12 protein-coding genes are annotated in these 10,973 nt (G+C 48.9%); 8 read left to right on the forward strand and 4 right to left on the reverse strand.

Annotation, left to right across the window (positions count from 1 at the left end; all coding sequences use genetic code 11):
* Positions 1 to 8 precede the first annotated feature (8 nt).
* Positions 9 to 461, reverse strand: a complete 453-nt coding sequence (locus tag BM202_RS14975) for a YybH family protein (protein WP_093827435.1) — start codon at positions 459 to 461, stop codon at positions 9 to 11.
* A 148-nt stretch (positions 462 to 609) separates the two neighbouring features.
* Between BM202_RS14975 and fabG the strand changes: the two genes are divergently transcribed.
* The 6 genes from fabG to BM202_RS15010 all read left to right on the forward strand — a co-directional run bounded on the left by fabG (position 610) and on the right by BM202_RS15010 (position 6,653).
* Positions 610 to 1,347 (forward strand): 3-oxoacyl-ACP reductase FabG, encoded by a 738-nt coding sequence (gene fabG, locus BM202_RS14980; RefSeq protein ID WP_093827437.1) that lies wholly within the window; start codon positions 610 to 612, stop codon positions 1,345 to 1,347.
* 235 nt (positions 1,348 to 1,582) lie between these two features.
* Positions 1,583 to 2,461, forward strand: coding sequence for a diacylglycerol/lipid kinase family protein (locus BM202_RS14990; RefSeq protein ID WP_093827441.1), 879 nt, complete (start codon positions 1,583 to 1,585; stop codon positions 2,459 to 2,461).
* A 119-nt stretch (positions 2,462 to 2,580) separates the two neighbouring features.
* On the forward strand, positions 2,581 to 3,777 hold the full coding sequence (locus tag BM202_RS14995) for an argininosuccinate synthase (protein ID WP_093828069.1): 1,197 nt from the start codon (positions 2,581 to 2,583) through the stop codon (positions 3,775 to 3,777).
* The gene (locus tag BM202_RS15000) at positions 3,761 to 5,020 is read left to right on the forward strand and encodes a glycosyltransferase family 4 protein (protein ID WP_245776670.1); all 1,260 of its coding nucleotides are present in this window, start codon (positions 3,761 to 3,763) and stop codon (positions 5,018 to 5,020) included. The genes BM202_RS14995 and BM202_RS15000 overlap by 17 nt, the downstream gene beginning before the upstream one ends.
* A complete protein-coding gene (gene argC, locus BM202_RS15005; RefSeq protein ID WP_093827443.1) occupies positions 5,017 to 6,027 on the forward strand; it encodes an N-acetyl-gamma-glutamyl-phosphate reductase in 1,011 nt (336 codons plus the stop codon). Before BM202_RS15000 ends, argC begins: the two co-directional genes overlap by 4 nt.
* A gap of 116 nt (positions 6,028 to 6,143) precedes the next feature.
* A complete protein-coding gene (locus tag BM202_RS15010) occupies positions 6,144 to 6,653 on the forward strand; it encodes a GNAT family N-acetyltransferase (protein ID WP_093827445.1) in 510 nt (169 codons plus the stop codon).
* A gap of 275 nt (positions 6,654 to 6,928) precedes the next feature.
* On the opposite strand, the gene BM202_RS15015 is transcribed toward BM202_RS15010, so the two are convergent.
* Positions 6,929 to 7,213, reverse strand: a complete 285-nt coding sequence (locus BM202_RS15015; RefSeq protein WP_093827447.1) for a hypothetical protein — start codon at positions 7,211 to 7,213, stop codon at positions 6,929 to 6,931.
* Between the two features lie 660 nt (positions 7,214 to 7,873).
* Here BM202_RS15015 and BM202_RS15020 point away from each other — a divergent pair.
* Complete coding sequence (locus tag BM202_RS15020) at positions 7,874 to 8,293, forward strand: histidine kinase dimerization/phospho-acceptor domain-containing protein (protein WP_093827449.1); 420 nt, start codon at positions 7,874 to 7,876, stop codon at positions 8,291 to 8,293.
* Between the two features lie 226 nt (positions 8,294 to 8,519).
* On the opposite strand, the gene BM202_RS15025 is transcribed toward BM202_RS15020, so the two are convergent.
* Both BM202_RS15025 and BM202_RS15030 read right to left on the reverse strand, forming a co-directional pair.
* Entirely contained in the window at positions 8,520 to 9,098 is a 579-nt protein-coding gene (locus tag BM202_RS15025; RefSeq protein ID WP_093827451.1) for a DUF4468 domain-containing protein, read from the reverse strand.
* A 394-nt stretch (positions 9,099 to 9,492) separates the two neighbouring features.
* Positions 9,493 to 10,158, reverse strand: coding sequence for a response regulator transcription factor (locus tag BM202_RS15030; RefSeq protein ID WP_245776671.1), 666 nt, complete (start codon positions 10,156 to 10,158; stop codon positions 9,493 to 9,495).
* A gap of 56 nt (positions 10,159 to 10,214) precedes the next feature.
* Here BM202_RS15030 and BM202_RS15035 point away from each other — a divergent pair, with 56 nt between their 5' ends.
* On the forward strand, positions 10,215 to 10,796 hold the full coding sequence (locus tag BM202_RS15035; RefSeq protein WP_093827453.1) for a hypothetical protein: 582 nt from the start codon (positions 10,215 to 10,217) through the stop codon (positions 10,794 to 10,796).
* The last annotated feature ends 177 nt before the right edge of the window (positions 10,797 to 10,973 follow it).

Raw genomic sequence — 10,973 nt, forward strand, 5'->3', positions numbered from 1 at the left:
CATGCTAACTAGCTCGAATGGTCGCTGATAATGACCCAACGGTTTTTAATCTTGCGCCAGAGTAGGGTAAAATGCCCCTCTGCATCGCCAATGTTGGGTCGTTTTAAATGAAAGCGACCAATAACATAGGCAAGATTAGGTGCGGGAAAATCCAGTTGCAGTATATCGAATTTGAGCGTACCCATCGAGTCTCTATTGGGATAGCGCTTTCTGTAGTTAGCTAGTGTGGCCTGATAACCATACGTAATGCCGACTTTCCCTATAAAGGTTAGAGAATCAGACGGCCAGTAGCCATTCATGAACTTATCAACTCGCCCATTATTCCAGTCTTCGGTCTGGCGTTTCAGAATTTGGAGGATTTCCCGGCGGTCTTTGGCTACTAGTTCGGGTTTGACAGATTTCTGACTCCAGGCAGATTGAGCGAATAGGCAGAGTAATAAAAAAGCGAAAACTTGTTTCATGATTGACTGTTATGGTTGACCTAAGGTACGTATTGGCAAGCCTAATTAGCTGCTAGTGCAGTAGGTATTTTTACTTGGTTACCGGCTACAAACTAAACCACCCGTTTCCGCCATCTGTTTAAAATCGACTATTCTTACTTACCAGGCCATGAGATTACAAAATAGAGTCGCCATCATTACGGGGGGGGCCAGAGGTATCGGGCGGGCAGCCGCTGAGGTATTTTGTCGGGAAGACGCTACCGTCATCATCTGGGATTTGCTCAGCGAAGGCGAAAGTACGGCCCAGACATTACGTGATCAGGGATTTCGTTGCGAATTTATGTCTGTCAGCACGACCGATGTGCCCGGCATTAAAGTCGCGGCCCGCGATGTGTACGACCGGTATGGCCGAATCGACATTCTCATCAACAACGCAGGTATTACGCGCGATAAAACCCTGCTGAAAATGTCGTTTGATGAATGGCAGCAGGTTATTGACGTGAATTTGACCGGTGTCTTTAACTGCACCAAAATCATTGCACCCTACATGGTGGAACAGAAATATGGACGCATCATTTGCACGTCCTCCATCAACGGTGTGCATGGCGCCTTTGGACAGACCAATTATGCAGCGGCCAAAGCGGGCATTATTGGTATGGTACGTTCATGGGCGAAGGAACTCGGACCGAAAGGCATCACCGCTAATGCCGTTGCGCCGGGGTTTATCCAAACCGCGATGACGGATGCGATGCCTGAAGAAGTTAAAAATCAGGCGGTTACTACGATTCCGGTGCGCCGTATCGGCAAACCCGAAGATATTGCCAATGCGTATTTATTTCTGGCCTCCTACGAAGCTTCGTTTGTAAATGGGCACGTACTGGCCGTAAATGGCGGGCAGGCGTTATAATGGTTCACGGTTTTCTGTCTACGGTTGGCTGACGCGTAAGCACCTCTTGCGTCAACCAACCGTAAACAGAAAACCGAATACCGTGAACTATCTTTACGAACGTATTTACCGTAAGCGATCCATGAAAAAGATTCGAAAATTCTACAACGAGTACAAGCCGTACATTTTCTCCGATGGCTGGTACTACGTCTTTATCGTTGTTTTTATTCTGATCTTATTTATTTTCTTCTCCTAAGTGGCAACCCGTTCGGCAGTTCTCGCCATCATCAATCCGCTATCCGGTACTACGTCGGCCGAGCAGAAAAAACTGCTTCAGGACGCCTTTATGCGCCAGGCCGACGCACTTGGTTTTGCGCCCGAAGTTACTCAGACCAGCTACGCCGGTCATGCCACTGAGCTGGCGGCCGAAGCCGTGAAGCGGGGCGTCAACAGAGTGTTGACTATTGGGGGCGACGGCACGGTCAACGAAACCGCGCAGGCGCTTCGAAAATCCGCTACATCGCTGGGCATTGTACCGATTGGGTCGGGAAACGGGCTGGCCAGGCATTTGGGCATTCCGCTGAATCCACTGAAAGCCATTGAACGAGCTCTGAAAGGTCGGCCAGTGGTGATTGACAGTGGTGAGATCAATGAATACCCATTTTTTTGCACCGCCGGATTTGGCTTCGAAGCCTACGTAGCACACGCCTTTGCGAAGGAACCCGTGCGTGGCTTACCAACCTACATCCGGTCAGCCTTTCGTTCCTTCTGGGCCTACAAGCCGGAACGGTTAGTTGTCGATGGGCAGGAAAAGGAGTTATTTTCGATGACGTTTGCCAACGCCGGACAATTTGGCAATAATGCCTGGATGGCACCTACCGCAAACATTGCTGATGGTAAACTGGAATTGTGTGAGATTCGGCCGTTTCCGACGCAGGCTGCCGGTATGCTGACATGGCGACTATTCAATAAAACGCTCAATCAATCATCCTACTGGCGTGGCCATTCTATCACCAAATCTGTTGTAGAAGCTAACGGACCATTACTGATTCATGCCGACGGCGAACCGCTGACATTGCCCACCGGTCGGGCTGAGATTCGCATACTGCCGGGGAGTTTATTGGTCTTATTATAAGGTTGATAGAAATCCTTCGCACAACGTAACGCCGGAAGTCCGATATTTGCCCCTCCAAAACTATCCTGATGGCGGGCGGCCTACCGAAACGGCGGACCGTGTCCAGCGTCTTCTGTCTGATGTCTCAAAAAGTAGTTCTTGCCTTTAGTGGAGGTCTTGATACCTCCTTCTGTGTTAAATATTTATCCGAAGACCGAGGTATGGATGTATACTCCGTGCTGGTCGATACGGGCGGTTTCTCCGACGCCGAACTCAAGGCGATCGAGGAACGGGCTTATTCGCTAGGCGTTAAGTCGCACGTAACAATTTCTAAAACAGACGATTATTACCAACAATGTCTGAAATTTCTGGTATTCGGTAACGTACTGAAAAACAATACGTATCCGCTCAGCGTAAGTGCCGAACGCATTTTTCAGGCCATTGCGGCAGCCGAATATGCCCGTGAAATTGGCGCGTCGGCCATTGCTCACGGCAGCACGGGAGCTGGGAATGATCAGGTACGTTTCGATATGGCGTTCCGCATCATTGCGCCAGATGCTGAAGTCATTACACCTATCCGAGACCTGAAGTTGTCGCGCGAGGCTGAAATCGAATACCTGAAGGCGAAAGGTGTAGAGCAGGAATGGCACAAAGCCGCTTACTCCATCAACAAAGGCTTATGGGGAACGTCGGTTGGCGGGAAAGAAACCCTGACTTCTGACCAGTTTCTGCCCGAATCAGCCTGGCCGACCCAGATCACAAAATCGGAGCCGGAAACCCTTACGCTCACGTTTGAGCATGGCGAGATCAAAGCAGTGGGTGATGAGAAATTTGCGAATCCGGTAGACGCCATCCGTAAAATCACCGAACTGGCCGGGCCGTTTGGCATTGGTCGCGATATTCACGTGGGTGATACGATTATCGGCATTAAAGGCCGCGTTGGATTCGAAGCTCCGGCACCACTAATCCTGATCAAATCACACCATGCGCTTGAAAAACACGTACTAGGCAAATGGCAATTGTACTGGAAAGAACAATTGGCTAACTGGTATGGTACGATGCTGCACGAAGGGCAATTCATGGACCCCGTGATGCGGAATATCGAAATCTTTCTGGCTGATACTCAGTCGCATGTGTCAGGTAAGGTACACGTACTGCTGGCTCCTTACCGTTTTCAGGTACTTGGAATTGAGTCGGAACACGACTTGATGTCGTCGGCTTTTGGTAGCTACGGTGAAATGAATAACGCCTGGACCGGCGACGACGTACGCGGTTTCTCGAAAGTGGCATCGAATCAGGTCATGATTTACGAGAAAATTCGTGAACATAATTCTTGATGCCGGCCTTCTAGGCATCGGTTTCTATCATCGCCAGGCGCAAACGGGCGTTGGTCGGGTTGTTGAGCAGTTGATGACGGGGTTGTGGCAGGCAGATGGGGTCAATCTATCGCTGGCCGCATCCTCGCATCTGCCCGAAACGATGCGCTACGCACGTGTGATGTTTGGCCCATCGCGACCAGCGTTCGTCAATCGACCGGCTGATCAGGCGTGGGGTGCTTTTGAGAATTCCATATTGACGCCATTGGCTGTCGGTAGCTTACCGTCGAAGGCGATTCGGCACGGATTTTACCAGGTAAAAAAGACGTTTGGGACGAAATCCGTTCGGTTCAACATGAGCCAATGGGCGCCTGATAGCATTTACCATTCACCGTTCTATCCAATTCCCGGCGCGGTTGGCCGAAACCCGAAAATTCATACCGTTCAGACGATCCATGACCTGATCTCGGTTTTTCATCCCGAGTGGTTTCCCAGTGGCGACGACACCATCAAACAGGTAATTAACGCCCTGACGCCTGATACACAAATCACTACGGTTTCGAACGCAACGAAACAGGATTTCTGCAACTACACCAAAATAGACCCTGCTCGCGTAACGCCCATTCAGTTGGCGGCCTCGCCGATTCTGTTTCATGCCGTAACAGATAGTGCGCATAAGCAGGCGGTTCGGGCGAAATATGGTCTGGGGAATTCGCCGTATTTACTGAGCCTTGCTACGTTTGAACCGCGCAAGAATATCGACCATTTAGTTCGATCCTTCGTTCGGCTGGCGACGAGTGGAGATATTCCGACCGACGTTAAACTCGTCTTAGTTGGCACCAAAGGCTGGAAATTCGATAAGATTATGGCCGAATTGACCCAAAACGAAGCCTTGCGGTCGCGGCTGGTAGTTACGGGTTTTGTGCCTGATGCCGATCTTGCTCCCCTTTATTCCAACGCCCTGGCTTTCGTCTACCCTTCGCTTTATGAAGGATTTGGATTGCCACCTTTAGAAGCCATGCAGTGTGGTTTACCGGTTATTACATCCGACATACCGGCTATTACTGAGGTTGTTGGCGACGCGGCCGTCCGGGTTCCACCAACGGATTCCGATGCACTTTGTCAGGCTATGTTATCGGTTATTAACTCCAGATCGGTGCAGGTGGCGATGTCGGAAAAGGCAGTAAAGCGGGCATCTCTGTTTTCGTGGGACAAATTCACGGCCGAACACGTTGCATTATATAAACGAATACTTTCCGAATGAAACTGAATGTTGGCATCATTGGCGGAGCGGGCTACACAGGTGGCGAATTGCTGCGCATTCTTATAAATCACCCCTTTGCGAACGTAGCGTTTGTGCATAGCAAAAGCCACGCGGGCAAACCTGTCTGGACCACGCATACCGATTTACTGGGCGATACCGATTTAACGTTTTCGGGCGAAATCAATTTAACTCCAGCGCTGTCGACAAATGAAGCTGGAGAGTCGGGTGAAAACACAGGGATTGATGTTCTTTTTCTCTGCTCGGGTCATGGAGCGTCCGTTACGTTCATGGCCGAACACGAGATTCCCGACGATATTACGGTCATTGACCTCAGTGCCGATTTTCGCGATGAGCACGACGACTTTGTGTATGGCTTGCCCGAACTCCAGCGCGAACGCATTCAGGAAGCCACACGCATTGCTAATCCCGGCTGTTTTGCCACCAGCATCCAACTGGCATTATTACCCCTGGCCAAAGCGGGCAAACTAACGAATGATGTGCAGGTAAGCGCTATTACCGGCAGCACGGGTGCGGGTCAGGCACTGGTGCCAACCACGGGTTTTACCTGGCGGAACAACAACGTATCGATTTACAAAGCCTTCACGCACCAGCACTTAGCCGAAATTCGCCAGAGCCTGACTCAACTTGATCCGGATTTTAAGCACGCAATCAACTTTGTACCGTATCGGGGCGATTTCACGCGTGGTATCATGGCGAATGTCTATACACCTTTTTCGGGGACGCAGCAAGAAGCCGACGAATTATACCGAGCCTACTACGCAGCGCATCCGTTTACGCACGTCAGCGATGCGCCGGTGGATGTGAAGCAGGTCGTCAACACAAATAAGTGTCTGTTGCATCTTGAAGTACACGACGGCCAATTGCTCATCACGAGCGTGATCGACAACCTGACCAAAGGCGCATCGGGGCATGCAGTCCAGAACATGAATCTGGTGTTTGGTTTACCAGAAGATGCCGGACTACGGTTAAAAGCAGTGGCGTTTTAGAACGTAAGATAAATTTGTTTAACCACAGCGGCACAGAGAACACAGAGGAATAAACGCTATAACTGATTGATTTTGAAACGCTGTGTTCTCTGTGCCGCTGTGGTTAAATTTACGTAATGATCGAGACCGACCGTTTGCTTCTTGAAAAATTCACCGTTGACGATGCGGCTTTTATGCTTGCCCTTCTGAACACACCCTCGTGGATTGAATTTATTGGTGATCGGAACGTAAGGACGCTTGACGAAGCTCGCCAGTACATTCTGAATGGAGCCCTGAAGACTTACGAGCAGTTCGGTTTCGGGCCGTATCTGGTGAAACTAAAAGTTGGGGATATCCCCATTGGCCTTTGCGGACTGTTTAAGCGGGAGACCCTGGACGACATTGATATTGGGTTTGCCCTTCTGCCCGAACACACCGGAAAAGGGTATGGCTACGAATCGGCATCGGCCGTTATGACTTATGCAACTACTGCGTTGGGTCTAACACGTATCACGGGCATTACCACCGCTGCCAATCACCATTCCATCCGATTACTCGAAAAGTTGGGTATGCATTTCGAGAAGAAAATCATGTTCAGACCTGATGGCGAAGAAAGCTTGTTGTTTGGCGTAACGCTGGCTAACTGACAGCTTCATAAAGGTGCCCGCCTGGCCCCTTCTTTCATCTGCCTCTTAATGAAGTTAAGCCTGGTCACCTGGTGGGCCTGTATGAGTGAGTTAATAAAATACTTGATGAGTTGATTGTGTTAGATCGAAATAAAATCGGGCCACCTCGAGTCCGAAGTGGCCTGACTGGCTTTAGAGTATCGTTGATGGGCTACCCAGCCCATGAGAGGTAGACGCTTAAGATCAGTAAAAAGTTTAAACAACCGAGTAAACGGTACGTATATCAAAAAAATAAGCTACGTTACCTGAAAGATCGGCAAATCACCTGTTTGAAAAATCTTAATGATCTCCCTGGCCGTTAGGGGCTCATAGGTCGTTACCTGCTCATTTTTAGTTAGGCTTAGGACATAGCTGCCGGATTCTTCCTCCGTAATCAGGAAGTTGAATTCCTGATCATTCAGGCTAAACAGCCCTTCCACTTCATAACCATCATTGGCGTACCCAATAATTTTGCCTGAGCTACCCAACACCGAACCACCTGCCTCGTAGGTCTTATTTAGAAAATCAAAAATCTCGTCCATAAACGAAGGTAAGAAAATAGACAATTGCCGCAGCGTCTGCTCTTGTTTCGGTCAGTAAGTTGCCGTCAAAATAGCTTGTCATTAATAATTCGCTTTACGCTAGTTGGGTTCTGTAATTATGAAAAGGGTATACGTGGCGTTTGTGTTACAAAAGTTATGCTTGTCGGCAGCTTACTCATGAAATTTATTTAGTGGTAAGTGAACATAATCGCCTGACAGTAAGTATCTTTGTAGGCAAGTTCTATAAAATGGATTGTATTCCAGATAGGCCCGGTGCTTTCGAAGCGCCGGGTTTATTTTTGTCTCAATATTTTTGCCTTTTTCTGCGGTAGACGCCGTTTGATTTCCGGCTGGTACTAATTCCGGTCAACACGAAAGGAAACCTAAGTATCAGGGCGTTCATTCCAGGAAGTACGATCGATGAGGTGAATCTAAACAACAACGCAGATGTTGAGAAAATAGATTATTCCAGCAAATAAGTCCGCTACCTTTCCCTAAGAATACATTCCTTCAGCTGTCAGAATGCAATAAGTTTGCAGGTAATCGTACCGGATAAACACCCACCAAGCGAACAGCCATGAATCCGATTTTACTGCATACTCATTCGATAATGGCGTACATACTGCTCCTGGTATCCTGCAGCTTATCCAGAAAGAGAAAATGGCCTCGCTTGGCGAACTGACGTCGGGCATTGCACACGAAATTCAGAACCCGTTGAATTTCGTCAATAATTTCTCAAAAATCAGCCTTGAGCTGCTGGATGAGCTTAAAGAAGAAATCACGGCGGATCATAAAACAGATTCCGTACAGATCGCCGACGATCTGGTACAGAATCTGTCGCGGATTTCACACCACGGCCAGCGGGCCGACAGCATTGTCAAAGGCATGCTGCAACTATCGCATGGCACTACGAGCAACGGCAAAAAGCAACTCATAAACCTGAATGAGCTAACTACCGAGTATTTACAGATCGCCAATAAGGATATCTTGTCCAAAAACAAAAACGTTTCGGTTAAGCTTGCCGTAACGTTTGATCCCGCTATTGAGCAGGTCAAAGTTGTGCCGCAGCCAGCGTACTGACCACTACCTCTGAGCCGGGTCAATATACCGAAGTAACTATTGAACTACCTGTTTCTTCGGACTGAAATAGCTAAAATCAGGTTTACTACGTAGTAGAAAAGAGTGGCGACTATATAAGCCACTGCGTTTCAACAAAACAATAACGGATAAGGCTATACGATGAACCAGTAAGCTATCGTGTAGTCATATCAGTAGGGTATCAGGTGGTTGGCAACTAACTGCCCTGCTAACTGTCATTCAGGTCATGGGAAGAGTCCATCATCCGTTTAAGCTGACGAACTATTTTATTCACCTGACTTTTGTTCCCCATGTATCGATTGTATTGCCATTTCGAAAATCCCTTCGCGGCCAATCGCTTTGCCAGTTCAGGATTCTTTCGCAAGGGGTCGTCAATACGTAACCGAAAGGTTGAAGCAACTACGTCAATATTGGTCATTTTGTAGTGATACCATCCGTCCTGAACGCGAATTTCGATGCCCATTTCGTAGTATATCTGCTGAAAGCCCACTAGAAGAATTTGCCGTTTGGTCAAATTCTCAACAAATTTACCCCGTCCGCCCACTACGCCAGCCTCTTTATCGTCAATTTGGATCACAGGTGTTTCGTTTCTAAAATAGGTCAATAGAAACGTTTTCGCCCGGCTGTAAAGCTTATCTATAGTGGCTCCCTCAACGGGGACTACGTCGGTATAAAACATACCGCCCGTTACCGAATCAATCCGAATATTAGTGTCTGCGAGTGTATAGGTTTTCTTTTGGGCAAGGCATAAAATAGGGCAAAGCAGTAACAGGAATATGTAGTTCATTGCCGTCGATTTTCGGGCAAAGTATAGCAATTACCCCGACTAGCTGTTGGCAACTTATTAAACGGCGTTACCAGCAAGGGTAGTAAACTATATTAGGCGATCCGTTGCTCAAAGTAAACCAAAATAGGCCTCTGCCTGCTTCAATGATCCTATTTTTATACGGAAAGAACCTCAGCGACAGGCTTGATCCATGGTATACCGGCCAGAGCTTTCTCGTCGTCCTGGTAAAGGAGGGCCATCTTTACCGAAAGTAAATCCCAAAAAAGCCCCGTATCCCTACAACCTATTTTAACGTGAGATCGGGATTAGAAACGGCCAAAGCATCCACCGCAAAGGATCATCGAGATGCCATCTTTCTAGAAAATACAGGACAGGTTCACACATTTAAAGCAGATCAGCCGGATCGAGCAGGCGGTTTTTGATGTCGAACAGCACCAGACCCGCGGTGTTGCGGGCATTGGTGCTGTTCGAGCAGATTCGCCCGATGGCCATCTACAGTACGGATGCTGAGCGAGAGTCGATCGGCAATTTCCGGAGCGGTTAACTGCTTGCAAATCAAATTTAAAACTTCAATTTCACGACTCGTGAGTGTAGCGGGCAAATCGTCAGTGAGCAACCGGTGGGGCTTTTTCACCAGCATCCGATTTTTCAGTGCGTTCAGGAAGGCTTCATTAAAATAAAAATCCGTCTCGACTACCGCTCGAATAGCCCGCTCCACTTCCTGCGGCTCTACGTTCTTGAACAGGTAGGCATTCACGCCCAAATCCATCAGGTGGGCCAAGAACCGATCTTCGCTATAGACCGACAGAATTATGATTTTCAGCGTCGGATAGTCCCGGTGGATGAGTTTAATCGTTTCGACACCGTTCAGTTCCGGCATCGAGAGGTCGAGCAGCACTACGTCGGGAAGTGGATCGGCGGTAGCCAGCGCGTCGAGCAGGGCGCGACCATTGTCGGCTTCAAGGGTAATGGCTATGCCCTCAAACGTATCGACAATAGCCATCATGCCTTTGCGAAACAACAGCTGGTCGTCAGCAATAGCGACTCGAATAGAATTCATACTACAACTGCTCAGGCGGCTGGATTACCTTCCAGACCACGGGCGGCAATGGCACAGTGGTGGAGTTTTACGCCGAGGGCATTACGGACTGGACCAGCCTGGCCACGCAGGAAGTACCCGAGTCACTGCGGGATCATCCCACGACGGTTCTGGTGAAGGCCCGCCAGAACGGCGTGGAGGTGAGTCGACGTGTGGATCTGACGGCCCTCTGCCAGCCTGATCTGACTCCTCTCCTGTTGACTAGTCCCTCGACGGTCTACGGGACCAGTACGCTTAACCTAGTGGTGGACGTCGTGGAACTCAACAGTCGGTCTAGTAACGGGCTGATCCAGGTCTACCTGGCTAAAGATACCTTATTCAGCCTCAGTTTCGATCCGGCGACCACGCTGGTGGTGGGTCGTCAGGTACAGAACACGGTGTGGCAGTTTGACGCGACCTCGAACGAGAGTTTCTACATCCTCAGCACAAGGGGTCTGGGGGCGGGAGCGAAAGTATCGGTGCGTTTGAGCGGTCAACTACGGCCGGGCAATACCAAAGGTCGTTTAAGTATCAGTGCTTTGGTAATGGGCAGTGCTATTGGGGAGTTGCAGCTGACCAACAACTCGGATGCTGACCTGGTCGAATATTTCAATAAATAAGAAGACTGACAACGGCTAGTTGCTATACATCGGGGTAACGGTCTATAATCATCGAAAAAAGAACCAGTTAGGCGTAGGTCTGGCTGGTTCTTTGCGTGTAAGGTACACGAGATTAGTCACCGTTTTCACACAGGGTCTAATCTGTCTTTAAACGATCACTCAATTAGTATCATATTA

The organism is Spirosoma endophyticum (assembly GCF_900112365.1).
In the GTDB taxonomy this organism is placed as follows: Bacteria; Bacteroidota; Bacteroidia; order Cytophagales; family Spirosomataceae; genus Spirosoma; species Spirosoma endophyticum.

Bases quoted from the DNA above. Each gene is read 5' to 3' on its own strand.
- BM202_RS14975 (WP_093827435.1), bottom strand. From the start codon at position 461: ATGAAACAAGTTTTCGCTTTTTTATTACTCTGCCTATTCGCTCAATCT.
- fabG (WP_093827437.1), top strand. From the start codon at position 610: ATGAGATTACAAAATAGAGTCGCCATCATTACGGGGGGGGCCAGAGGT.
- BM202_RS14995 (WP_093828069.1), top strand. From the start codon at position 2,581: ATGTCTCAAAAAGTAGTTCTTGCCTTTAGTGGAGGTCTTGATACCTCC.
- argC (WP_093827443.1), top strand. From the start codon at position 5,017: ATGAAACTGAATGTTGGCATCATTGGCGGAGCGGGCTACACAGGTGGC.
- BM202_RS15010 (WP_093827445.1), top strand. From the start codon at position 6,144: ATGATCGAGACCGACCGTTTGCTTCTTGAAAAATTCACCGTTGACGAT.
- BM202_RS15015 (WP_093827447.1), bottom strand. From the start codon at position 7,213: ATGGACGAGATTTTTGATTTTCTAAATAAGACCTACGAGGCAGGTGGT.
- BM202_RS15020 (WP_093827449.1), top strand. From the start codon at position 7,874: ATGGCCTCGCTTGGCGAACTGACGTCGGGCATTGCACACGAAATTCAG.
- BM202_RS15025 (WP_093827451.1), bottom strand. From the start codon at position 9,098: ATGAACTACATATTCCTGTTACTGCTTTGCCCTATTTTATGCCTTGCC.
- BM202_RS15030 (WP_245776671.1), bottom strand. From the start codon at position 10,158: ATGAATTCTATTCGAGTCGCTATTGCTGACGACCAGCTGTTGTTTCGC.